The sequence below is a fragment of the Amycolatopsis thailandensis genome, from assembly GCF_002234405.1.
GTDB lineage: Bacteria > Actinomycetota > Actinomycetes > Mycobacteriales > Pseudonocardiaceae > Amycolatopsis > Amycolatopsis thailandensis.
In genome coordinates this window covers 45,536-71,212 of the sequence record NZ_NMQT01000123.1, presented here as the reverse complement: position 1 = coordinate 71,212, position 25,677 = coordinate 45,536, and the positions used below count along the sequence as shown (strand labels likewise).

Below are 25,677 nucleotides of genomic sequence, written 5' to 3'. Positions count from 1 at the left end.
CGGTGGATCTCGGTGGACCGGACACCAGGACGTGGGTGTGGGAGCAGGCGCTCAACATCTTCGCGCTCGCCCCCGACTTCCCGATCGTGCCGTCGCGTGAGGACGCCATCCGCACCACGTGGCTGACGTGGGGTACGCCCAAGCACATCCGCGGGCCGAGCAACAAGGTGCCGGGTAACCTGATCCACGCCGAGATCATGACGGCCTACACGTCGTACTACGCGGTCGCCGACGCGACCGAGGAACTGAACACGTGGTCGACGACCTTCTTCGCCAACGGCGACAAGATCGTGGACTCGCTGCGGGACGACTCGAACACGGTCGCCCGGCAGTCCGACTTCGTGCGGGCGTCGAACGCGCTCAGCGGGACGGCGGCCTGGCTGACGGCGCAGGTCACCCCGCTGGAGAGCTGGCGGGACAAGACCGGCCACCGCGGTGACGCCTTCCAGGGGACCGGCGCGGGCGCGTTCTGGACCCTGCTCGACGGCTTCGCGCACTCGTGCCGGGACCTCGTGGCCCAGATGAGCCGGGAACGCACGTCGTGGGACGGGCTTCGCGACGCGGGTGACTTGCTGAAGCACGCCGCGGGCATGTTCGTCGACGGGCGCGCGCGATGGCAGGGAGGCGAAAGCTTCACCTACGACACCGGACTCGGGTTCGCGGTGACCGGGACCGGTAAGCAGCTGTCCACGCCGACCGGTGTGGTGCAGGCGATCTGGCAGGCGCCCGCGCTGGCCGCGGACATCGGCAGCCACAAGGCCGACAGCTACTTCGCGGACAACGTCGGGGACAACACCCCGGCCAGCAAGATCCTCGGCGGCAGGTTCAGCGAGACCGGACCGCGCGAAAAGCTCGAAACGGCGGCGAAGAAGGTCTGGCGCGACCACCTCGGCGTTGCCGACAGCTGGGGAGCCAGCGCGGTGGGCCTGCTCGACGCGAACTACCGGGTGGCCATGCGATACCTGCCGGAGCTCCGGACACCGGTCGTGCTCGACTTTTCCGGCGGCAACGGCGCCGGCGGCCCCGGAACGGGTGACGGCGGCACGGGCGGCGGCGGCGATGGCGCCGGTCCCGGCGGAGGAGACGGTTCGACCGGGGACGACGGCACGAACCACACCGGCACGTCCTCGGTGCCGCCACCACCGCCGCCGATCGTCCGGACCGGCACCAACGGTTCGGGCGGGGCCGTCCCGCCGCCGATCACGCGGGTCGGCGGCGGCTCGGACACCTCTCTCAAGGTGCCGAGCGGGTCCCACGTGGGTGGCGACGGCACCGTCATCGGCCCCGACGGGAAGCCCGTACTGGGGCCGGACGGCAGGCCGATCATCGTGCCGCCGGGCTCCCGGGTGAACGGGAACGGCGAGATCGTCGGCCCGAGGGGCACCGGCAACCTCGACCAGAAGGACAGGCTGCGCAAGGCGTACCCGGACAAGGTCACCTCCGGGGCGGGCGGCGAATCGGCGATGGAGCGGTATCTCAAGTCGTTGCGCCGGACCCCGCCCGCGCAGCTCCCGCCTCTTCGCGCGCCCGACACGCTGCCCATGACGATGTCGAAGTTCGATCCGCAGTCGAACTTCCACAGTGGACCCGGCTCGCTCGGCGCCGGCCGGGTCGGGGTGGCACCGGACGCGTCGTCGTCGCTCACCCCGCCGGGCGGGAAGCCGTCGGCGAGCACCGGACCGCCGACCCTCGGTGGCCCCAAAGGAACGGGGACGGGGAACGGGGTGCCGTTCCATCCGCCTTCGGTCGGCGGTGGCGCGGGCGCGGGCGGCGGGAGCAAGGAACGCGACCGGTCGACCTGGCTCGCCGAGGACGAGGAGACCTGGGGCACCGACCCGACGGTCGCGCCCGGTGTGCTCGGCAGGCGCGAGCGCCGGACCCGTCGCTCCGGCGGCACCCGGTCGAGCGCGAATCCGAGCCGTGACTTCACGTTCGGGTTCGGCCAGGGCGATTCCACCACCGGTCGAGCAGGCACCAGCAGCGGATGAGGACGGGACCATGAGTGATTTCAGGGCGGATCCGAGGGCCATGCGGAAGATCTCCGAGGGGTACCGGACGGTCGCGGGCGCCATGGACGAGATCAGCGGGCCGGGCAAGGACCGGCTGGCCCTGCTCATCGAGGCCTGTGGTGACGACGACATGGGCGAGGAGCTCAAGACCAAACTCGGTGACCCGGTGAAGAAGATCGAGGAGGCCCTCACCTCGATCACCACGGTCGTGGAGAACCAGACCAACGTCACCAAGGGGATGGCGGCGAAACTCGCCATGGCCGAGAACGACAACATCGCGAATGTCCACAGAGGACTCAAGCGCTAGCGCGTGTTTCACAAGTCGGTTCGATGGGCTTCGTGATCCAGGTGGCTTCTGGCGGTGCGGGCGGATCGGCCTCGTACCGGGTCGTACTCGGGCGCATCCGCCCGTGCCGTCAGGAGTCGCCTGGGCGCGAAGACCGCGAACCGACTTGTGAAACACGCGCTAGCGATCCTCCGGCGGCCGCTCGGGTGCCGCCGGCCAGACCTGAGCCAGCAAAGGAAGCGGGAACACCATGTCCTCGGACGCAGAACAGGCCACCGCCGTCGCGGTCGCCGCGACGGAACCGGCTGCGCCTGCCGTCCCCGAACCGAAGGCGGACAACGAAACCTCGGCGGCCCCGGCCACCGAGGCCGCCGCGGCCGGTGCCGTACCACCGGTCGTGGACGCGGGCACGGACGTCGAAGCGTCGCCGCCGGGCCGGATGTCCAAACCGGTGATCGTGGCGGCGGCGGTCGCCGGTGTCGTCCTGGTCGCCCTCCCGCTGGCGTTCAGCGGTCTGCTCGGCGGAGACCAGTCCGGTGAGGGGCCCGAGGCCGCGGGGTACGCGAAGGATCTCCCGCCGGGCGGCGGTTTCGTGCCGGGGCTGGCCGCTCCGCCCGCCGACAAGGGCGGTGTCCCCGCCGGGCAGCCCGGCAACCAGCTGCCCGGTCAGGCGGCCGACGGCGTTCCGGCCGGCCAGGCGGGTGCCCCCGCCGAACCCGGGACCGCGGGTCTCCCCGGCGGCCCGCCCCCGGCCGCGGGTGGTGGACCGGCGCAGGCTCCGCAGCAGCACCAGGGACAGCCTCCCGCCCAGCAGCCCCAGGGCCCGCCCGCTCCGCCTGCCGCCAGGACGGTGACCTACGAGGGGACGGCGGGCCGGGGATGCGGTGGCGGCACCGGATTCACCGGTTACGGGGCCTACAGCGACGGCAAGGCGGGCTGGGTGAACCACGGGAACGGCGGCTGCGGCACGTCGTTCGTCTCCATCCCCATGTCCGGCGACGCGAACAAGGACGACACGAGCGCGTATGGGCTGTGGACGTTCAACACCGGCCCGGTGACCACCGGTTCGTGCGCGGTGTCGGTGTTCGTCCCGAACGGCGACGTGACCGAGGTGGGTGGCAGCCCGTCGGTCTACCGCGTGTTCGACCGGTTCGCCGTCGACAAGGGAACCCCGGTCGGGACGTTCCAGATCGACCAGGTCGGCAACCGCGGCCGCTGGGTGAACGTCGGCACCTTCCGGATCAACGGCGCCAAGCTGGCCGTCCAGCTGCTCAACCGCGGCCGCGACTGGTCCGGCTCGAGCAAGACCTACGCGCACCACGCGGCGGCGACGGTGAAGGCCAACTGCCAGGCGTGAGCCCGGCGGCGCGGTGAACCGTCCGGCCCTCGGGCCGCGTTGTCCCCGGTGAACCGCTCAGGAGGTAGTCCGTGCCCATCAAGGACGTTCGCAACGAATTCAGCGAGGTCCCGGCGTGGGCACGGACCCTTCTCGAAGTCCTCGGCGTCGATTGGCCCGCCGCCAACCACAACAAGTTCTCGCGGGCGGCCCAGGAGTACGACACCGTCACGAACCAGCTGCGGCAGATCCCGGACGAGATCGCCAGGGTCAAACGCGGGATCGACCAGACGTTGTCGATGCCGCAGGCGGGGGAATCGTTCGACAAGAGCATGGCGCCGCTGACCCACGGCACGCCGAACGCGCTGGAGGAACTGGCCGACGGCACGGGCAAGGTCGCCGAGAACTGCCGCGAGATCGCGCTGAAGATCCAGTACGCCAAGTACTCCGCGATCGGCCAGCTGTTCATGCTCGCCTACGAGATCGCGATGGAGTACGCCCTGGCCGCCTTCACCGGCGGCGCGTCACTCGCGAATCTGACCTGGCACTACGCGCTCACCCGCAGCTATCTGCTCACGCTGTTCAAGATGCTCGTGCGCGCGATCGCGTTCGAGTTGTTCATCGGGATCACCGGCGGGCTGCTCATCGACTACGCCGTCCAGCGGCTGCAAACCGAACGCAAGCAGTGGGACACCGAGGCCACCGACCAGACGCTGATCTCGGGGGCGATCGGCGGCGTGCTCGGCGGCGCCGTCGGTGAACTCGGCGAACGGCTGGGACGCAAGGTCGGCAACCTGCTGGGCAAGGACTTCGGCAAGATCGCCACCGACGACCTGGTGAAGCGGTTCAAGGACTTCAAACTGCCGGGCGGCGACGCCCTGGCCGACACCTTCGTCCGCGACATGGGCCGGACGCTGACCGACCGGGCGGGCAGGCAGCTCGCCGATCCGGCCACCGCGTTCACGAAGAACGCCGTCGACACCTTCAGCGACCAGGTGGCCGACCGGTTCGGCACCGCCTTCGGCAAGACACTCGGCGACGACACGGCCCGGCAGCTCGGCCGCGACTACGCCCGCACGTTCGTCGACAACTGGAGCAAGCACGGTCTCGACGGCAGCCGGGCGTTCAACGACAGCCTGCGGGACGTCCTCGACCCGTACAGCGACAAGCTGGGCAAGGACGCCACGGACCTGCTCACCGACCACGTGCCGGACGTGCTGTCCCGCAACGTGACCGACAAGCTCGGCGGGAACCTCGCCGCCAGGGCCGCCGAGTTCAGCACGACCTTCCTGTTCGAGGGCGTCTCCGGGGTGATGAGCCAAGCGGCGATGGCGTCCATCAACGGCGAGGAGGTCTCTCCCGAGGAATACGGGATGGGCTTCGTCGGCGGCGTGGTCGGCGGCGCCGTCAGCCACAAACTCGAAGGCATCGGGGAGAAGGCCCTCGACTCGATGGTCACCTCGATCAAGGAGAAGTTCGGCGACCTCGGTTCGCTCGGCAAACCGCCGACGGAGCTCTCGCTCGACACCGGGCGCGGATCGGACGTGACCGACACGGGTCCGGTCACCGTGCCGAACACCACGAGCCCGCCGCCGAACACGACGAGCACCGGCCCGGCCGCCGCACCGGCTTCGGACGTCAAGTCCACTTCGGACACTCGTGCTGCTTCGGACACCAAGCCGGGCACTGACACGAAGACCGTCTCGGACGCCAAGCCCGCGCCCAAGTCCACTTCGGACACCAAGGCGCCGTCGGAGGTCAAGACGAGCTCACCCGGCAAGACGGACGTCAAAGCTCCGAAGCAGGAGACCGCGCCCACCGCGGTGCGGACCACCTCCGGCGAGCAGCCGGAAGAAGAGGAACGGCCGCGTACCCGTCCCGCGCCGCTGCGCACCACTTCGGAAGACCAGCCTGTCGCCTCGACCTCGGCCGCCGCGCCGGTCCAGGCCGAGCAGACCGTGACCGGGATCGGGGAAGAACCGGCTCCCGCCATCGAACTGGACCTCGGCAAGCCGTTCGCGGAAGACCTTTTCGACGGTCCGGAACCGGGGGCGCTGTCCGAGCACGTCCCGGCCACCACGGAAACCACGGAAACAACCGCGAAGACCACCGAAACCCCCAAGGACGAGCAGGACCTGACGCGCGAAGATCTCCCGCCGTTCCTCGCCGCCGGCCAGGCCCTGGGCTCGGCGCCGGTGCTGACCGTCGACGGGACCGGCGAACTGCGCGACGAGCTGGCCCGTTTGCTGCCCGGTGCCGGACCGCGGCAGCTCGACGCGATCAAGAACGCCGTCCACGACGATTTCGAATCCGCGCTCGACGGCCTGCATTTCCCGATCCGCACCGACAAGGGCTGGCGGGAGGTCCGGATCCGGGCGACCCTCGGCGGCGACGTGGTGAGCGAGCCGAGGGAGAAGACCAAGGCGGACCTCACCGTCCAGGGCGGGATCGCGAACGCGGAGAACCTCGCCGTCCTCCGCGCCGGAGACCTCGGGACGGCGGCGACCGTGCAGGCGCCGACCGGCCCGTATCTCACCGTCGGCGGCAAGGTCGCGCTGGCGACCCCCGGCGCGACGCAGACCGTTTCGGTGTCCACTTCGGACCAACGGGCGATCCGGTCCGGCGAGGGATCCCGGCGGGTGGGCCTGAACGTCGGGTTCACCGTCGGCGTCCACGACGAAAACGGCGCCGAAGTCGGCCCGCCCGCCGGTGAAGAACGCGCGAAACCGGTTCACGGCAAGGTCACCGTGCGGCTGCCCGACGACCTGGTCCGCGTCACGCCGCCCGCCGGGCTGACCGCGAAGGAGCTGACCGCCGACGTCGGGCGCAAACTGCGGAATCCGGTGCCCGAGGCGGTCACCGACCTCGCCGAGGTGTTCACCGGTACGGCGGGACTGCTGCACCGGTCCGTCACCGCGTTCGGCGCCCCCGGCCGGGACGCGTTGCGCGCGTTCCTCGGCACCGCCGGGATCCGGGAGAACTTCGGCGCCATGCTCGAAGGCTGGGTCAGCTCGCCCGCCCTGCTCAGCGCGGACGGCGGCAAGGTGGCGGCGGTGCGGATGAAGGCCGTGCTGACCAAGGCCGAGTTCGTCGGCCCCACCACCGCGACCCAGCTCCGGCTGCACGAATCCGCGACCACCGGCTCGACCGTTTCCGCCTTCACCAAACGCGGGTTCGACGCCTCCGTCTCGTTCGGCGGCGGTGGCGGTGTCAACGGGGTGAAGATCGCCGCCGGACTCGGCGGCGGCTACTCGGCGCGGACGGTGGACACCGTGGTGGCCGGCCGGACGTCGACGGCGAAAGCCGGCATCCAGCTCAAGGGCGACATCGGTCTCTACCGGTTCGAAGCCGGGATCGTCGTGCAGGCCTTGGACGGCAGGGAGACCACCACCACGGCGACCGTCTACGCCCGGGTGGGCCTGGCCGAAGCCGCCGAACAGGGGTTGCCGGTCCCGGACGGCACCGGGGACGGGATCACGCCGCCGTCGACGGAGAAGTTCCCGCCCGCGCATCTGGCCGCGGGGCTCGCGGCGGGCAACGTGCGGGTCGGCGAGTTCACCGGCGCCGACGCCGTGCTGACGGAGATCCGCGACCGGCTCCGGAAGGCGGGTGAGTACAAGGATCTGCTGCCGGACTGGGACGAGAAGGGCCCCGGGGCGAAACCCCCGGGTCCGGCGCGGGCACTGGAGACGCTGGCCAACGAACACCGGCTGCAGGCGATGTTGTCGCCGTCGGCGCTGCGCAACCGGATGGACGCGCTGCTGGGCGCCGGGGTGTCCGTGACGCTCAAACGCCAAGGCGTCCTCCGGCAGGACAACATCACCATCACGGTGCGGCTGGAAGCGAAGCCCCCCAAGCACATCGGGCGGGCGACCGGCCGGGTGATCCGCAACGCCACGACCACCGGCCCGGCGCTCGGCTCGTCCTCCGCGACGAGCAAGGGCTGGACGGCCGGACCCGAGGGCAAGGTGACCTTCGGGGCGACGGGAACGGCCTCGGCGAAGTACGGCAGCAGCAGCGGCACCCGGACCGGGGCGGGGCCGGTCACCGAATCGACGGACCTCGACATCGGCAGCGCCGACTCCGAGGGGTTCGAGCACGAAGGCCGGTTCGTCGTCACGATCACCGGATTCTCGCGGCTGAACGCGACGGTCCGGCAGATGCTGCCGGGACTGCCGGGCACCCAGGTGCCGGACGTCCGGCGGATCTGGTCCACCGAGACGGCGGACGGAGCCGACTCGCTCCCGGCGAACTTCACGGTGTGGATGTCGGACAGCCTGACGCTGCCCGCGAAGGCCGATCAGGTCGCCCCCGGTGCCCCGGAGATCCGCGAACTCGACCCGCCGCGGTCGATCACCGGGCACTTCCAGGAACTCGAACCGCCCGCCGTCGACGACTGGATCGGGGTGGAGAGCATCGCCCACACCGGGCACGTCGGCAAGGCCGCGCTGGCGGCGCTGGTGGAGGCGTCGGACGGCGACCGGGCGCTCGCGCTGCCCGGCAGCGACGCTTGGACCAGCGTGCAGGCGATGCTGGGTACCGACAACATCAAGGCGGCGCTGAGGTCGTTCACCCGCGGCGTGGTGAGCACCGACCTCGTCCACTCCCGCCGTCTGGCGGACCGCGTCGGCAGGATCGGCGTCCACGCGAAGCTGAGCGAACCCACCCTGGTCCGGATGTCGGACGACGCGGGCTCGGAACGGTCCACCTCGGGCGGGTTCCGGTTCGACGGCGGCGCGAGCAAGAGCACCGGCCCGGCCATCACCGCGGGCGTGACGGTCACCGGTTCGGCGACCGGCGATCCCACCGGCACGGCGACCGGCGGCCTGTCCGGCAAACCGTGGGCGAAGACGACCACGAAGGCCGACGGCCTCGACATCTCCGCGGTCGTGGACCGCAACGTGACCACGGCGGCCGGTACCCCGCGGGTGCTGGCCCGGTTCGACGTCGACTTCACCGTGCTCGCCGAGGCGCGGCAGCAGACCGCGTTGATCCGCCCGGACGCCAGGGTCGCCGCCCGCACGGTCCACCTGCCCGGCGCGGTGCAGGTGTGGCTCACCGAAGGCCAGGCACGGGAACACGGTCTCCTGCCCGCGAAGCCCGCCGGTCCGCGCGAACGGGACGAGCGGCTCACGGCGCCCGCGACGCTGCCGAAGGGGAAGCCGGGAACGCTGGGGCTGGGCGCCGTCGAGCGGCTGCCCGACCTGTCCGGTCTCGTGCCGAAGCTGTCCGCGAAGCTGGCCGAGGCCAAGATCTCGTTGCTGCCCGGTGTGTCCTTGAACGACGCGATGCACAACTGGGCGCGGCTGACCGGTCTCGTCTCGCCGGACGGCGTGCGCGGACTGGTGGACAGCGCGCTGGACGGCGGGATCCCGCTGCACGCGCATCTGCCGAAACTGTTCACCGACAGCGGGTATCAGGTCCTGCTGACGGCGAAAACGCTGGGGGATCCGGCTTTCCGCGAAGTCGTCAACGACGGCAGGGCGGTCGAACACAGCACCGTCCGCGCTGTCCGGACCGTCCACACGGACAGTACGTCCACGGCGTGGTCGGCCTCGGTGCGAGCGGGCGGGCAGAAGAAGTACCAGGACGACGGCGACGCCACGGCGACGTCGGTCGGCGGCGCGGTCACCAAGGGGATCGGCGCGGTCAAGGTCACCGGCACCACGGAGGTCCGCACCGAACAGGAAACGCGGCTGCGGACCGGGACCGGGCCCGCCGCGCTGTTCGACGTGCCGATCGAGTTCACCCTCGAGGTACGGCGTGACGGGAAGACCGTCGCGGCGGCGGGCACGGGGAAGCAGTCGCTCGGCGTCCGGCTGCTGGCCGACAACCTGACCGCCGGCACCGATCGGGAGCCGGACACCGGTGGGGACACGGAACCGGATCCGCTGTCCGCGGCGGACGCCACGCCCGCCGCGCTGGAGGACTGGCGGCGGGGGACCGTCACCACGCTGCCCGACATGGCGTCGGTGGAATCCGTGCGTGCCGCCGCCCGGCTGCGCGAAGTCGTCCGGGACACCCTCACCAAGGCCGGGGCGGACAACGGGATCACCGGCTACGGCACCGCACCGGTCAACGCCCTCTGGTCGAGCCTGAGCCCTCAGGTGCTCCAGGCGTTCCTGCCCGCCATGACGACGAAAAGCCTGCCCGTGCCCGCGTTGCGCGAGGCGGCCGTCCTGCGGGGCAAGCGGGCGAACGTCGAGGTGCACGCGCGGCTCGGCAAACCGCGGACGATCGCGCTGAGCGACGGCGTCAACCTGGAGAACCCGAAGAACTCGACCACGGCCCGCTCGACCGAGCGGAAGGTCGCCGAGGTCGGCGAGCTGGGCGTCACCGGACCGACGGTCACGCCGGTCAACGAGAAGGACAACGTCGGCGGCCTGGTCACCGGCGCCGACGCGCGATGGACCAGCGAGCCCGCCGACGCCACGGTCGACGGCACCACCGTGTCCGCCGTCGCGAACCTCAAACCGGTCGGGCGGACGGCGCTCGTGCGGTTCGACGTGGACTACCGGATCGTGGTCGAGGTCGACGGCCGTACCGAGGTCGTCGATGTGTCGATGCCCGGCTCGGCGGACGTGCGGATGCCGATCGAGGGGCTGACGGACGTCACCGGGGAGAAGACGTCGCGCATCCTGAAGGCACGGCAGGGAAGGGTCGCCAGGACAGCGAAAGCGTGGCGGGACGCCGAGGTCGGCGCGGAAGGTCAGCGCCGCCGTGCCGAAGACCTGGTGAAGAAGCTCGGTGCCGCCGTCGACTGGAACGCCACTGTCGACGCGGCCAGGGTCCGCCGTCCCGGCACGCTGGAGGACCGGCACCACCGGTACGCCCGCGAGACCGAGAAAGCCTTACGGGAAGCCGAAAACCTCGCCGAGGCCGCGCGGCTGCACCATGACCGGGTGGCCGCGGCGACCGACGAGGTGCTGGCGGGGCTGACGGCCAGGACCACCGACCTCGACGACCTCGCCCGTGGCACCGCCGACGCGGACCGCGCCTTCCGGGTGCTGTCGTCCGAACTGGCGGCGGCACGCGGGCGGGTGGACCTCGCCGAGACGAACCAGGACCTCGCCACGGCGCTGGACGACGTCCGGCGGCTGGCCGCCGCGCGGTCCGAGGCGAAGGAGCGGCGCGACCTGTTCCGCGAAGTCCTCGCGGAGGAACGGGAAACGCTGGCCGCCGCCGAAGCCTCGGCGGCCGAAGCGCGGGAGCAGCGGGTCGCGGCGGCGGAGCAGCTGGTCCGCACCCAGGCCGGGCTCCAAGCGGCGTGGCTCGATTTCGTGGACACCAAACAGGACGCCTGGTGGCTGGCGAAAGGCGCGCTGGACGCCGAATTCGCGCGGATCACGGCACGGCCCGCCACCCCCGAGGACGAGAAGTGGCGGCACAGCAGGGAAACCGACGCGCCCTGGTTCTCGGTGGCGAACCCCCTCGACCCGGCCCAGTGGGAGCCGCTGCGGGCGATGACGCCGAGCCGGTCCGTGGCCACCGAGACCGCCGACGTGCTCACCACCTTCCGGACGGGGAAGGACAAACGCTACGACGGCGTGATCCGGTACGGCGTCAGCCGCTTCAAGGTCGGCGACCGGGGGGTCACCGAGTTCACCGTGCCGATCAACCTCGTGCCCGGCCGCGGCACCACCGACGAGCAGCTCGCTCAGCTGCGGGAGCGCGCCACGGCCGGTGTCGAGAGGCTGATCAACAAACGCCACGGCCTGCCGAACGGCGATCAGCTGCACGTCCGGATCGAGTTCACCAGCGACCGGCTCACCGACCGGGACGGCAACCCCCGGTACCGCGCGTACGACGTCGTCGCCGGTGACGACGAACGCACCACCCAGACCACCTGGCGCTCCGACGCCACCCCGGAGGAACTGGCCCACGAGCTGCTGCACTACCTCGGCGCGGCCGACGAAGAACACGACAAGGACCGGGTGTTCCTCAGCCGGGAGGACGACGGCACGACCGGTGTCGTCACCGGCGACGAAAGCATCATGGGCAAGGACGTCGTCAAGCCCGGCGTGACGCCGAAGCTGATGCCCCGCCACACCTGGATGATCCAGCACGTCCTGCACAGCCAGCTGGGCCCGGGTCACCGCCTCACCGACCCCGGCCAGGACGCGCTGCCGGGCGTCCGGCCCGCCGCCGACGCCGGACTGACCGACGCGCAGCGGGCGGCCCTCGGCCACGAGCGCAGGGAGGTCGTCCAGGTCGGTGGCGACACCGTGGGAGCGAACCTCGTCGAGGCGATCGCCCGGACGCTGGCGCCGGATTCCCCGGCGCGCCAAGCGGAACTGCGGAACCGCGCCGCCGCTCTGCGGCAGGCCACCCCGGAGGAGGTCGCGGTCGCGCTCGACGTCCGCCTGGAGCTGCTGACCGAGGACGGGGGGACGGTCCGGCTCGGTCCCGACGACGGCGAGCCGGTGCGGGTCGCGTTGACGTCGTCGGCCGATTTCCTCGCCACGGCGCGGGTTCCGGTGCCCCCGGGGCTCACCGGCGCCCAGCAGGACACCCTCTTCCGGCTCGGCAAGACAGCGGTGCCCGCCGGCGGGGAGCCGGTCACCGGGAACCTGATCGCCGCGATCGCCGCCGCCGTCGCTCCCGAGTCGGCGTCACGCCAGGCGGAACTGCGGGAACTGGGCGCGACCCTGCGGAACACGACCGCGGCGAAGATCGCCGAAGCCTTCGGGGTCCGGCTGCACGTCGTGACCGAGAACGGGGACGACCTCGCGTACGGCCCCGCCGGACCGCGGCCCGTCCGGATCGTGCGGACGTCGGGCGGGGAGTACCTCGCGACCCGCGACGTCGACACGAGGACGGCTTCGAGGCCCGCTCCGAACCGGTCCGAGACCGGCGAATCCGACGGATACGACTCCGGGATCGAGCGGGAGTACGGGCTCGACCGCGCGTCGCAACGGCACTTCCAGCACCTGGCGGACACCACCGGAACCGTGTTCGACGTGCGACCGGTCAACCCGGACGCGCTTCGCCACGCGCTCGACGGCGCCCAGCCCGCGCCCGCCGGGCTGACCGCGCACACGGTCACCGCGTGGGACGTCTACCTCGGCATGCCGGAGCACTGCATCGGGCTGGTCGCGCGGTTCGAGCCGGTGTCCCCGGACCTGGACGCGCTGCCACCGGCCATCCGCCCGAGGGTCTCCGAGCGCTACTACCGGCGCCGGGCCGAGTATCACGACCCGGCGGAAACCCTTCCGCCGCGGCACCGCGTTCTCGACGGTGTCGTCCAGCGGGAGACCCCGGACGGCTGGGTGTCGTTGATCGGCACCGACGCGACCCATGTCCGCCACCCGGACGCCACCGGTTCGATGCTGACCGACGACGTCGGACAGGACTTGCCGCTGCTCGGATCCGTCACCCTCACGACACCGCTGGGCCGCGACGGCGTGCCTGACGGTTTCGACGTCGACAACGCCACCGAAACGCTGATCCGGTTCGCGCCCCGGGAACCGGCCCGTCCGGTGTTGTACGACGACGCGGAACAGGCCGACGACGGGTTCTGGGCCGGGTTGGACGACCTCGGGAATTCCGTCGAAGACGACCAGCGCTCGGAGGTCAGCGCTTCCTCCCTGGACTCGGTGCTGGCGGAAGCCACGCTCGACTACGAAGTCGAATCGGACGGCTCCGAAGCGCCGTTCACGCGCTTCGACTATTACGGCACCGTGGTGGACAGCGACGAGTTCCCCTTCTCCGTGCCTGTGATCGCACGCGAAGCCGTCGATCACCCGCTGATCTCCTTCTCCTCGGACAAGACGCTCGCACTGCCGGTGATGGAGGGCGGGCATTTCCGGGAGTTCTACGCGACCGAGTCGCGGGTCGCCTCCGTGAACGCGCGCCTTTCCGAACTCGGCAGCAAGGTTTCGCTGGTCGTGAACCCGGGGAACAAGGTCCTGGCCGGCGGTCGGACGCTCGTGATGGTGAAGCCCTTCTTCAAGGAACCGCCGTCGGCGGTGTGCAGCGAGTTCGCCGGCGCGATCATGGGCGCCCCGCCCCGGCAAGCGGTGCTGCGATCCGGCGACGGGCCGCCCGTCCTCGCCCCGGTGCGGGACGGCGGGGCGTTCCGGTTCCACGGCACGTACGAGGTGGCGGACGCGCTGGCGAAGTTCGCCGCGGGAACGGACGAGGACGCCGCGATCGATCCGGCGAAGGTCGCGCTCGCCATGCGGTCCGCCGGGGTGAACAGCCCGCTGAGCGGTAAGGAGTACGGGACCTCGTTGCGAGCCGGTACCGGCGCACGGGCCAAACTGGACCGGGCCGCCGCGGCACTCGGGGTGAACCAGTACGCGTGGGCCGAGCCGGGTGAGGCCTACGTCGCGCAGTCGGTCGCCGTGCCGGGCGCGGACGGACCCGACTACGGGCTGAACTACTCCCGTGCCGACGCGGAACAGCTCGAACAGTTCTTCGGCTACCACTTCGGTGCCGTCGTCCTCAACTCGGAGAACGACGGCGCGCAGGTGTCCGTCGAGATCTCCCGCCAATCGAAGATGCGGGCCGAACTCCTCGACGACGCGATCCGGAAGAACATCGACCGGCTCGGTGACGGGCTGAAAGCCGAGATCGACCGGCATCCGCCCGGAACGCTGGAGCGGCGCTTCGTCGAGGCGTTGTCGACCATGCGTGAGATCGAAGCCCGCCCGGACATCGAAGACGTCGACGAGGACTGGGGCTGGCGCAACGCCAGAGCCGAGGCGCGCCAAGCCCTTTCCGGGCTCGCCGGCGATCGGCTGCCGTCGCTCGGCAGGTCCTGGCTCCTTCGCCTGTACCAGCAGAAGAAGGGCAGGACGTTCTTCGAACAGAGCGCCCAGGTCGAGGACTTCGGGTACGTCCAGACGCTCGCGAATCCGCTGGTCATGGTCACCACCTCGGTGGTCTCCAGCGCGTCCTATCAGGCCCCGATGGGCAAGACGTGGAATCCGGTCGAGCTCGCGACCCAGGGCAGGCAGCGGCTGGAGCCCACCGCGATCGGCCGTCTCACCACGCTGGCGAAAGAGGTCACCAAGACCGCGTTGTGGCGTCACCGCAACAAGTTGCCCATGCCGGAAGTCCTGCTGGAGGGGTACGGGAACTCGCGCCTCCACGGCACCAGGACAGGACTTCGGCGTGCTCAGCTCGCGGAGACCTTCTTCCGGAGCAAGCTCGACGAACTGATCCGCGAGAAGCAGAAAGACCTTCCCCAGGGCGAGGAACGGCTGTCCGCGGACCGTATCCCCGTCAACGTGGTCTCACACGGTGGCGCGAAGCCACCGGGGGCGCCCGACGCGAGGGCCGCCCGCCGGGAGGTGCGGGCGACCATGACCACCGCCAACGGACCTCGGCCCGTGGACGATCCACCGGACGGGTTCTGGGTCTCCGGTACGCCTAGTCCCCGTGAAGCACGCGCGCTGGATCTGCTGGCCTCGCTGGGCTACGGCCCGTTCGACACACCGTCGGACCTGTCCCGGCTGGCCAGTGCGACCCGGGCGGACTCCGCGGTGGAGGAAGCGGCAGGCGACCAGGAAACGGGCTCGGTCTGGCACGCTGCCGCGTTGCTCGCCGAGTCGGGCGGCGAGTTCACGGTGGCGAGGCTTGCCTCGATGCGCGTGCTGGCCGACGTGGCACGCGCCGAGCTGCGGCTCTCCGAGCAGGCCACGATCACCCTGGACCATCTGGAGCTCGCCGCCGAACGCCTCGGCCGGCCCGGCGACCTCACGGAAGTGCTGGCGCACATCGAGAGCGCCGAGCGGCCCGTCACGGCCGAGACGCTGCGTAAACCCGCCGAGCAGGCCTCGGTCACCAAGGCCGTCTTCGACGTGCTGGTGCCGACGTCACACCGGATCGAGGCCGTCCCGCTCGAAGGGAACCGCGGGATCAGGCTCGACGACGCGAGCCTGGAAGGCGTCGTCGGCGGTTACCCGGCCGACGACAGGTTCTTCACCTTCCTCGCGCACGGTGACACGAACGGCGCCCCGGTGCGCGGCGCCGGGAGCACCCCGCTGAGCCCGTCCGACGTGGCGACCCTGCTGGCAAGCGCCAAGGACGATGGACTGTGGGACGGCGAGAAGCCGGTGATGTTCGCGTCGTGCGGCGCGGGCAGCGGCGGCGGCAAATCGTTCGCGGCCCGGGTACTGGCCGAACTTCGCGCCCGGGGGATCGACGCGGAGGCCGTCGCCCCCGACGGCCCGGTGTACTTCGTGCCCGGCGCCGGCGGAACGAACGGACCGGGTCATCTGGTGGTGACCGGCAAGGTCGGGATCGACGCGGCCGGCCTGCCCGTGGTCGCGCCGAACGGGAACTGGGTGCACCTCACCGGCTCCCGGGGCGAGACGCTCCCGATCGGCGCGCACATCGTGGTCGAGGACAGGGAGACCTGGCGCACGGGTCCGGTGCCCGGCTACGTCGTCGGGAAACCGGTCGAAGAGCTGGACGGTGCGGTGCGGCTGGCCGAAGACTCCGGCCGCACGACGGAGGAGATCTCCTTCCGGGAAGGCAGCAAGGACCTCGACCAGGCAGCTTTGGCGAAGGTCGGGCAAGTCGCGAGGCAAGTGGTGGCGACGGCGGTGGCGCGGCGCGAGCAAGGGCTGCCGTCCCCGGTGGTGGAAGTGACCGGCTTCGGCAACGGGGCCCTGTTCGGCATCGGGCAGGCCGTCCGGACGGGGAACGCGCGAGCCGAAGCGACCGTGAACGCGTTGCGCGCCGCCGTCGCGAGCGAACTGGAGAGGCAGGGGAGCGACGCGGACGTGCTGTCGCCGGCCGCCGTCAGGGTCGTTTCCGCTTCCTCGCCGGACGGGACGACCTCTCGGCAAGCCCGCCGTCGTGCCGTGATCACGGTCGTCACCGATCCCGTGGCCCACGGCCCCCGGCCTGTCGGCGTGGACGTGCGACCGGCACCGGTCGAACGGAACCCGTCGGGGACGTCGGGGACGTCGGCGAAGTCGGCGGTCACGGTCAACTCGGTCGCGGTCACCGACCCGTACCCGGGCAAGGTACTCGACCGCGGCGTCGTGACGGAGGCGCAGCAGGAGCTCTTGACCAAGCACGGCTCCGAACCTGTTCTGGTCGAAGGAGTCACGCCGCACGACTCCTTCCGAGAGGCGGTGCTGGCGAGCCTCCCCGATCGCGCGCCGCGTGAACACGCTCGGATCACCGGGAAGATCGCCGGGTTCGCGAAAGAACATCCGGACGGGTTCGAGCTCGACGCGCTCGCCAGGGCCGCCGACGTCCAGGTCCACGTACTCGGCCCGGACGGCTCGTGGACCAGCCACGGCGACGAGACCGGGCGTCCCGTGCACATCCTGCGCGCCGACGTCGACGGTACGGACGCCTACCTCGGCACCAAGGAGAACGTCCACATCGGACGACCGAAGGTCAGCTACCCCGGCCCCACCGTGTTGCGGAGCGGCAAGGACCTCAAAGTGGTGCACCGCGGCGAGTTCGAGGTCGAGACGGTCAAGGGGGAGCACTACGTCCGGATCTACACCGCGGTCCTGTCGCCCGCCGAGCAGGGCAAGGAACACAAGGACGTGCACCAGGCATCCGACGGCACCGTCCTGCCGTTCAGCGGCGTGGGCCGTGAAGGACCGAAGGTCTTCTGGGCGGGTGGCGGACGCCCCCTGCGCGCGGTGCAGTGGCTCTCGAAGTACGAGACCGACGTGCACCTCAAGCCCGGGATCCCGCCGGTGCTGCGGTCGTTCCTGGTCCCGCTCCCGACGTTCCTCGAAACGAGTACGCAAGCCACCGTCGAGACGGAGGCCGAGGGCAACAGACTGTCGATGAACGTCGACCAGAACGGGGACACGAACCAGTTCGGCGTGCGGGGGATCGACTACGAAGCCTTGCAGAAGAAGGCCCTCAAGGGCTCATTGGTCACCTACACCAAGGCCGGGCACGAAGACACGATGCCGGGGATCGCGGGCCGCCAGGAGGCCATCGGCGATCTGTACTCCCGGCTCGGCCTGCGCCCGGACTTCGATTCCGCGCGGCTGGGCCGCGAGAACGACCCGTGGTTCACGTGGTCTTCCGAGGGGCGCAAGAACTTCCGCAACAACCCGGTCGCACTGCGGAACATGGCGAGGAAACTCGGCAATCACTACCACACCTGGAAGGGCTCGCCGGACATCTACTTCACCCCGGCCACCGACAGCATCCCCGGGGAATCGGACGCCGTGGTGACCGACAGTCCCCAGCGCCGGGTGGAGGACATGCACGAGTTCGTCAACACCTTCGGCCCCGGGAAGGGGCCGGTCGAGCAGCTCGCCGGCGGGATCGGGACCGCGATCGACCTCGCCACCCGGACCTACGGCGCCGAGGGGATCCCGGTCAGTCAGAAGGAGTTCAAGGCCGCGGTGCTCGGGCCCGTCAAGAACCTGCTGAACCCGCCGCAGGTGATCCTGACCGCGGTGATCAAGGAGGTCGACCCGGGGAACACCTTGCGGTACGACACCATCGAGAACCTTCGCGCCGCTCTGAAAGAGCACCCGGAGATCGCGGAGAAGACGGCGGAGGTGGTGGCCGGGGCGGTGCGCGCCGGCCTGGTGGACCAGCTCGGCGCCGACGTGGTGGACGAAGGGCTCGGGGAAAGGATCCTCCCGGTCGTCCACGACGTCGTCCGCGAGCGGATCGACGCCCTGCACCGTGAGTGGGGAGACGAGCTGGAGGCGCTGGGCAAGGCGAAGCGCGGCTACCTCAGCGGGGCGCGCGGTGACGCCTTCGTCCGCGGGATCACCAAAGGCCTCGAAGCCGATCCAGGGCTCAAGAAACTGTTCGCCGAGTCGGGGGTGCGGATCGCGCCGGAGACCTACGCCGCGCAGATCAAGTCCACGGTCGTGCCCAAGGCCCTGCGCGTGGTCACGAAGGACAAACTCATCGACAAGGACGAAGACGCCCTGCGTGAGATCTTCGTCGGACGGCAGGAAGCCGTCGCGGACGCGCTGAAGACCGAACTCGCCCGCAAGAACGTGGGCAAACTCGTCGCACCGGCCTTCCGGGACAGTTTCGCGGCGGATGTCGTCGTGGCCGCGCGGAGGCCGGAGCTGCTCGTGGGAGCGACGTTCACCAAGGTGACCGAGACCCAGGTCGACGAGTTCATGGACCTCGTGCCGGAATACGCGACGCAGGCCGAAATCGGGTCGACCGTCGCGATCGACGAACGCCGGATCAAGGTGGACTTCAACACCCGGCTTTCGGTGCTCGTCGAGAACCACATCGAGGGCGCGCCGTTCTCGAACGAGTTCGGCCTCTGGCGGGAGAACGCCGAGTTCGGCTACACGCAGAACCATGACGCGGCCGTTCTCGCGAAACACCAGGCAGCGGGTAAGGCCTTGGCGCAGACGATCAAGACCCAGCTCGCGGCCCCGAACGCGCGTTCGGGGAAGGTGATCGTCGACGAGCTGGTGTCCAGAGTGGACGAAGGGGTGACCGATCCGCACGAGCTGCTGGCACGCAAGTTCGCCGAGACGGTCAAGAAGCAGGACGGACGCGCCGACCGGGCGCCGGGCGATTCGACCCGGAACACGTTCGGCGAGCACGCCCAGATGGTGCTCAACCAGTACCTGAAGATCACCGAAGGCCACGAGGACGCCGCCCGGTTCGTGTCGAGGGAGGCGATCGCGAAGGCGATCCTGTTCCACGACATGGAGAAGGTGAACTCCAAGAGGCAGTTCGGCGACGCCCAGCTCAGCCATGACCGCGAACCCGAGCACCGCGGCGCCATCCAGCAGATGCGGCGGCACGAAGGACTGTGGACGAGCCGCCGGGACTTCGAGCTGGCCTGCCGGATCGTCGACTCGGACCCGTTCGGCTACTACTTCCGCGACAAGGACCTGGACGCGAAGAGGGTGTACGACTTCATCCGCGGCGTGGCCTTCCAGGCGAAACGGCCGGACGACACGGCGCCGAGCGCCTCCGACGTCCGGAACCTGTTCCGTGAGTTCCACCAGTACTACCAGGCGGATTTCTCCTCCTACAGCAACCAGGCGAAGTTCGTCGACGACCAGACCGGAGACGTGCGCGACGGCTTCGACACCCTGATCGGGATGGCGGAGGACGAGGACGGCGGGCACGTGCCGGTCCCCGGCGATCACCGGCTCGCGTACTCGAACCGGAGCGACGGCAAGAAGCCTTCATACGAGCAGAAGTTCAACGAGCTCGCGAAGCTGTTCGACGACGCTGTCGCCCAGGCCACCCCGTGACTTCCGGGACGCGGGAACCACCGGCGGTTCTGCCGCCTCTCCTGCGTGGTGCGCCGCGGTCCGATGCGATGTGCTGGGGTGGCGAAACCATGCCCGCCGACAGGAGGTATCCCGGTGACCACAGCGGAAGAGTTCACCCTGGCCAGGGTGTTCGACGTCGTCGACCCCGCGACGGGACCGGGATTCTCGCCGGACCGTCCGCGGATCGAGGACCCGGCGGAACTGCGCGCCGTCGTCGCGTACCTGACCGGCGGCACCCCGATCCTGGTCACGCCGTCCTTGCTGGACGACGTCGTCGACCCGGCCCGGACCGCGGTCGTGCCGACGAACTTCCTCACCGACGGCACGTGGATCTGGACCGACACCGTCACCTACTACCTGGAAAACCACGGAATGGCCCCGGAACCGGGGCTGCTCGGCCACATCCGGGCGCGGGGGACGACACCCGGGCCGGTGCCGGCGGACGTCGTCCAGCGCGCCGCCGGGTTCGTCCTGGCGCCGCCCGCCGAGCGGACGGCGGTGTGGCGCGCGGGGTGATTCCTTCCGGTTCTTCTGCTGGTGGTTGTTCATGGTGACCGGGCCACGCGTGCCGTTTACTGAATGCAGAGTCGCAGAACCGCCCGACACCAAGGAGTTGACGTGTCGCTACGAATCCAAGGCTTCCCCGGTCGTTCCGCCCGGTCCGAAGAGGACATGGTGGCCGTCTACGTCTCCCGCGACGACATCCGTGACCTGGACGCGGGTGAGCTCGGCGGCCGGATCGCCGCGGCCGCCGGAATGTCGAAGGCGGCCACGGCCATCGCCGAGTTCGAACCCGGGCCCCGCTACACCATCCAGGACGTCCTGCTCGGGCACATCACCTGGGAGGAACTCACCCGCACCTCGGCGTGACGGCGCGCTACGAGGCGTTGAGGCGGTCGGCCAGTTTCTCCCGGAGCTTGCCGCCTTCGGACCGACCGAGCCGGTCGCAGAGGCCCAGCGCGCGCTCCCGGTCGTCGCGTGCCGACGCCGGATCGCCCATCTCCTCGGACAGGGCGGCCCTGTCGCAGAGCGTGTCGATCTGGGCCTGCGTCAGCCCGATGCGTTCGTAGACTTCCTCGGCCTCGGTCAACCGGCGGCGCGCGTCCGCGTGGTCGCCCCGGCGGCGGAGGAACTTCCCGGATTCCTGGAGCGCCCGGGCCTGGCCCATCCCCGCGCCGTGGCGGCGGAACAGGCCGAGTGCCCGCTCACACTGGGCGAGTGCCCTGTCGAGCGAGTTGAGCGCGGCCAGGTTCTGAGCCGACCGCAGCAGGACATACGCGTAGTTGGTGTCGTCCACCGGCGTGCGCGAGCCGCCGTGTTCCTGCGCGAAATAGCGGACACACGTGTCGAACTCCTCGGCGGCGTCGTCGAACCGGCCGTTCCGGTACCAGTAGGACGCCCGCATCGCCCGCGCCACGTGGACCCCGAGCGGATAGCCCGCTTCTTCGAACAGGCTCGCCGCCTCGTCGAACAGCTTGGGCGACGTGGTGAGGCTGGTGTCGCGCGCGTGGGCGCTGGTCAGGTACACCCGGGCCCAGCCCTGTTCACGGCGATCACCCGCCTCCTCGGCGGCGTCCCAGGCCCGGCGGGCCATCTTGACGGACTCTTCCGCCTGATCGCACAGCGAAGCCTGCACCCAGGCCAGATAGTTCAGATGGACGGCTTCGTCCCGTTTGCTGCCGATCGCGACGGCCGAGTCCACCGCGAGGGCGAACACGTCGCGCCAGGTGCTCGCCGTCCCGCCGATCTCCGAGTACCAGTGCATCGACTCGGCCAGGTCGAGGACCTGCCGGTGCTCGCCCCGGGCGGCGAGGCTCTTGACCGCGGCGAGCCAGTTCTTCAGCTCGGCCTCCAGCCATCTGCCCGCTCGGGAGTGATCGTCGAACGACGGCGTCGCGACCGGAAGCGGGCTCACGCCGTCGGTCGGATGGAAGTAGCGGCCCGCCGCCGTCGCGGTGCGCACCAGCCACCCGGCCAGCCGGTTCTCGGCGGCCTCCACGGCTTCGGGGTCTTCCTCCCGCGCGAGCCGTTCGGTCGCGAAGACGCGCAGGAGGTCGTGGAACTGGTACCGCCCGTTCTCCGGCGACGTCTGGAGCAGGCTCGCGTCGGCCAGCTCCTCCAGGAAGACGGCCGCGTCGTCCTCGTCGGAGGCTTCGATCAGGGTCATCGCGGCCCCGACGGAGAAGTCCGCGGCCGGGACGAGCGAAAGCCGCCGGAACACGGCGGCGGCGTTCGGGCTGAGCTGGCGGTACGAGAGCTCGAACACGCTGCGCACGTCGAGGTCGCCGGCGGTCAGCGTGGTCAGCCGCCTGCTGCGGTCACGGAGCTGATCCACCAGCCGGGTCAGCGGCCAGGTGGGGCGGCTCGCCAGCCGGTTGCCCGCGATCCGCAGCGCCAGCGGCAGCCGTCCGCACAGCCCGACCAATTCGAGCGCCGCCTGCCGCTCCCGCGTGACCCGGCTCGTCCCGACGATGGACGCCAGAAGGGCGACAGCGTCGTCCTCGCCGAAGACGTCGAGAGGGAGCCGGTTGGCGCCTTCGAGCCCGACCAGCATCTGACGGCTGGTGATCAGGGTGAGACAGCGGGGACCGCCGACCAGCAGCGGGCGGACCTGGGCTTCGTCGGCCGCGTCGTCCAGCACGATCAGGGTGGCGCGATCCTGGAGGAGGGAGCGGCACAGGCTCGCCCGGTCCTCGGGATCGGCCGGGATACGGACGGCGTCGATGCCCAGCGAGCGCAGGATCAGATGCAGCACGTCCGCCGGGTTCGTCGGTTCGGCGGACATCCCGCGCAGCTTCAGGAACAGCCTGCCGTCGGGGAAGTCTGCGGCGAGGTTGTGCGCCGCGCGGACCGCGAGGGTGGTCTTGCCGGTGCCGGGGGGACCGCTCAGGATCGCGACCCGGCCCGCCCGGCGACGCCCGTCGCACAGGCCGGCGGCGAGGTCGCGCAACGCGTCGAGGTCGCCTTCGCGGCCGGTGAGGTCGTCGACGTCCGTCGGCAGGACGCCGATCAGCGGCGACTCGTAGAGCCCGGACGGAGCGGGCGCGGCGACCGGCTGGGCACGACCCTGCCGCGCGACCTTCTGCAACGACGTCAGCTCTTCGTCGGTCAACGACAGCGAGGCGGCGAGCGCCTCGATCGTCCGCCGCTGCGGGCTCTTGGCGATTCCCCGTTCCATGTCGCTGATGGCCCGGACACTCACCCCGGATCCCTCGGCGAGCTCCTCCTGAGTGAGGTTTGCGCGAACGCGATACCCCTTCAGCAGCGCCTTGAAAGTGGTGGCTGCCCTTCCCGAGGCGGCGTTCGTCATGGCCGAATTATGCATCCCCACCCTGCCCGCCCAACTCGCCCTCGGCCTCGGGAAGCGGCCTTTCACCACACTGTGTCGCGGCCTCGGCGACGGTCCGGGGAGACCGGTCGGCGGGCCCCCGCGACCGTGATCAGGACGAACGCGGGACGAAGATGACCGTTGTGAGAACACGACGTTGCCGGCGGTCGCGTGGCGCGGTGACCGGGACGGTCCGTCGTGACCGAGCGTAGTCCTGTGTAACGATCGTCACGGAGTGCGTCGACTGTCCACAGTGGTCAGACCTGTTGGGGCGTCGTAACGGCTGGTGATCGCGGCGGCGCGATCGCGCAGGGCGGTGCGCAACCGCCGCGGGGACAGCGCCTCCGCGTCCGTGCCGAGCTGCCACAACGCCCATTCGGCGTGCCGGTCGTCCTGGAAGGTCACCTCCAGCCGCAGCCAGCCGTCCGCGTCGGATTCTTCGGCGAGGACGGCCAGCGCGGTGCCCACCAGTCCCTCCCGGCGCGGCGGTCGCACCCGCGCCAGCACGGTGACCTGGTCGCCGCCGGTCCGGAACCGGGTGCCGCGCTCCTGCCAGGCCCGGTCCAGGTCGACCCGGTCCGCCCGCTGCGCGGGTTCGGGGAGCTCCTCGGCGGCCCGCAGCCGGGACAGCCGGTAGGTGCGGTCCTCGCCCGCCCTCGTGGCCAGCAGATAGCCCTGATCGCGGACGGTGACCAGGCCGATCGGGTCCACCGTGCGCCACTGCGGCTTCCGGCCCGCGGCCGCGTAGTGGATGCGCAGCTTGTGCCCGGCGAACACCGCGCGCCGGACCTCGGCCACGATCGCGTCGGGCACCTCCTCGGCGGCTACCCGGCGCGAGAGGAGGTCGGTCTCCGGGTCGACGAGCAGCCGCCGGGCCGCGCCCGCCGCGGTGTCACGCTGGGTTTCGGGCAGGGCGTCGACCACCTTCAGCATCGCGGAGGCGAGCGCCGAGCCGAGCCCGAACGCCTGCGCGCCGCGCCGGGACCCGGCGATCAGCAGGGCGAGCGCCTCGTCGTGGTTCAGCCCGGTGAGCTCGGTCTGGAAACCGGGCAGCAACGCGAAACCGCCGTGCCTGCCGCGTTCGGCGTAGACCGGGACGCCCGCCGCGGACAACGCCTCGATGTCACGCAGCACGGTGCGGGTGGACACCTCCAGCTCGCGCGCCAGCGTGGCGGCGGAAAGCCGGCCGCGGTGGCGCAGCAGCAACACCAGGGAGACCAGCCGGTCGGCGCGCATGCGAAAACTCTAACGGAATACACGACACAGGATGTCGTGTATTCGCTGCGAAGCTGCTCCGCATGACAAGCAGGACTGTGGCCACCGAGCCGAACGATCTGGGCAAATTCTTCATCGAGCGCGGCAACGCGGGTGATGTCGAGGGGCTCGTGGCGTTGTACGAACCGGACGCCGTGCTGGCGTTCCCGCCGGGCAACCTCGCGACCGGGCACGCGGAGATCCGCAAGGTGTACGAGGAGTTCGTCGCGGCCGCGCCGGAACTCCTGCCGGGCAGGCAGCATCCGGCGCTGACGGGCGAGGACCTGGCACTCACGGCGTCCACGCTGACCACCGGCGAGGTGACCGTCGAGGTCGCCCGCCGTCAGCCGGACGGCTCCTGGCTCTGGGTGCTGGACCAGCCGGTGTTCGTGCCGTAAGGGGGCGGTCCGCCGGTGACGGGGCCGTACCCGTCACCGGCGAACGGCGTCAGACCGTGCAGTTCCTGGCCGTACCGGTGTTCACCTTGGCTCCGGTGAATTCCTCGATGATGGCGACGTTCTCCGGGGCGTAGTTCTTGGCGACGATCTTGGCCACGTCCGCACTGCCGAGTTTGGCCGCGTAGGGCTCGGACTGATCCAGCCAATACGCCGCGCGGAGGAATTCGGTGAGCACGAATTCGCGCAGTTCCGGCTGGCCCTTGATCTTGGCCCAGTAATCGGGATACTTCGCCTTGGCGACGCGCAGGTAGAGCTGAAGGTAGCGAATGTTGGTGGCGACGATGTCCCTGGCGTTGCTCGCGCCGATTCCCTGGATGAACTCGGCGACGACGGACGCCGCGGGCAATCCCATGAGCCCGGCGTTGAGTTCGGCGATGACACCCTGGATTTTGTACGAACCCTGCTGCTGGTCACGCAGATAGATGTCGTCCATCGACTTGGTGAGATTGTCCGTGATCAGCGGCAGGATCTCGCGGCGGGCGAAGCCGCCGTGGATCGGGACCTTCATCGCCTTGCGGGAAGCGTTGATCCACGCGGAGACGTAGACGTCCCACGAGGTTCGCGAAGGATCCAGGTCCCACATGTGGGTCTCTTCGTGGATCGCGACCATGAGGGACTCGGCGAGCCCGTTGAAGCTGGTCTTGGTGACGAACTGGCTGAAGTACTTGTCCTTGGCCTGGGCGATCGCGAGGCCTTCGCCGCTCGGCCATCGCCGTTTGTACACACCTTGGATCGTCTGCAACCACTTCGAAGACGTGAAAGCGGCCTTTATGTCACTGACATCCGCTTTCGGCTGCGAAG

The 25,677-nt window shown here is 70.5% G+C and carries 10 protein-coding genes; 7 read left to right on the top strand and 3 right to left on the bottom strand.

From position 1 onward, the window contains the following. Nucleotides 1-2: 2 nt before the first annotated feature. The 6 genes from CFP71_RS32430 (at nt 3) to CFP71_RS32405 (ending at nt 20,706) form a co-directional block, all read left to right on the top strand. Nucleotides 3-1,988, top strand: a complete 1,986-nt coding sequence (locus CFP71_RS32430; protein ID WP_093937755.1) for a hypothetical protein — start codon at nt 3-5, stop codon at nt 1,986-1,988. Between the two features lie 10 nt (nt 1,989-1,998). Next, a complete protein-coding gene (locus tag CFP71_RS32425; protein WP_093937754.1) occupies nt 1,999-2,316 on the top strand; it encodes a hypothetical protein in 318 nt (105 codons plus the stop codon). A gap of 229 nt (nt 2,317-2,545) precedes the next feature. Then, nucleotides 2,546-3,652 (top strand): hypothetical protein, encoded by a 1,107-nt coding sequence (locus tag CFP71_RS32420; protein WP_093937753.1) that lies wholly within the window; start codon nt 2,546-2,548, stop codon nt 3,650-3,652. A gap of 71 nt (nt 3,653-3,723) precedes the next feature. Then, entirely contained in the window at nt 3,724-19,815 is a 16,092-nt protein-coding gene (locus tag CFP71_RS32415) for a WXG100-like domain-containing protein (RefSeq protein WP_093937752.1), read from the top strand. 114 nt (nt 19,816-19,929) lie between these two features. Next, the gene (locus tag CFP71_RS32410) at nt 19,930-20,352 is read left to right on the top strand and encodes a hypothetical protein (RefSeq protein ID WP_093937751.1); all 423 of its coding nucleotides are present in this window, start codon (nt 19,930-19,932) and stop codon (nt 20,350-20,352) included. A gap of 102 nt (nt 20,353-20,454) precedes the next feature. After that, complete coding sequence (locus tag CFP71_RS32405; protein WP_244199927.1) at nt 20,455-20,706, top strand: hypothetical protein; 252 nt, start codon at nt 20,455-20,457, stop codon at nt 20,704-20,706. Between the two features lie 7 nt (nt 20,707-20,713). Here the strand turns inward: CFP71_RS32405 and CFP71_RS32400 are convergent, their stop codons facing one another. Both CFP71_RS32400 and CFP71_RS32395 read right to left on the bottom strand, forming a co-directional pair. Further along, nucleotides 20,714-23,146 carry an ATP-binding protein gene (locus CFP71_RS32400; RefSeq protein ID WP_093937749.1) on the bottom strand — a complete coding sequence of 811 codons (2,433 nt, stop codon included), beginning with the start codon at nt 23,144-23,146 and terminating at the stop codon, nt 20,714-20,716. A 246-nt stretch (nt 23,147-23,392) separates the two neighbouring features. Continuing rightward, on the bottom strand, nt 23,393-24,400 hold the full coding sequence (locus CFP71_RS32395; RefSeq protein ID WP_093937748.1) for a helix-turn-helix transcriptional regulator: 1,008 nt from the start codon (nt 24,398-24,400) through the stop codon (nt 23,393-23,395). Between the two features lie 77 nt (nt 24,401-24,477). On the opposite strand from CFP71_RS32395, the gene CFP71_RS32390 reads away from it, so the two are divergent. Then, entirely contained in the window at nt 24,478-24,816 is a 339-nt protein-coding gene (locus CFP71_RS32390) for a YybH family protein (RefSeq protein WP_093937747.1), read from the top strand. Between the two features lie 49 nt (nt 24,817-24,865). On the opposite strand, the gene CFP71_RS32385 is transcribed toward CFP71_RS32390, so the two are convergent. Beyond that, entirely contained in the window at nt 24,866-25,600 is a 735-nt protein-coding gene (locus CFP71_RS32385) for a hypothetical protein (protein WP_093937746.1), read from the bottom strand. Nucleotides 25,601-25,677: the final 77 nt, after the last annotated feature.

Excerpts from the sequence above, each read along its gene's own strand:
- CFP71_RS32425 (WP_093937754.1), top strand. The coding sequence starts at position 1,999 with ATGAGTGATTTCAGGGCGGATCCGAGGGCCATGCGGAAGATCTCCGAG.
- CFP71_RS32420 (WP_093937753.1), top strand. The coding sequence starts at position 2,546 with ATGTCCTCGGACGCAGAACAGGCCACCGCCGTCGCGGTCGCCGCGACG.
- CFP71_RS32400 (WP_093937749.1), bottom strand. The coding sequence starts at position 23,146 with ATGACGAACGCCGCCTCGGGAAGGGCAGCCACCACTTTCAAGGCGCTG.
- CFP71_RS32395 (WP_093937748.1), bottom strand. The coding sequence starts at position 24,400 with ATGCGCGCCGACCGGCTGGTCTCCCTGGTGTTGCTGCTGCGCCACCGC.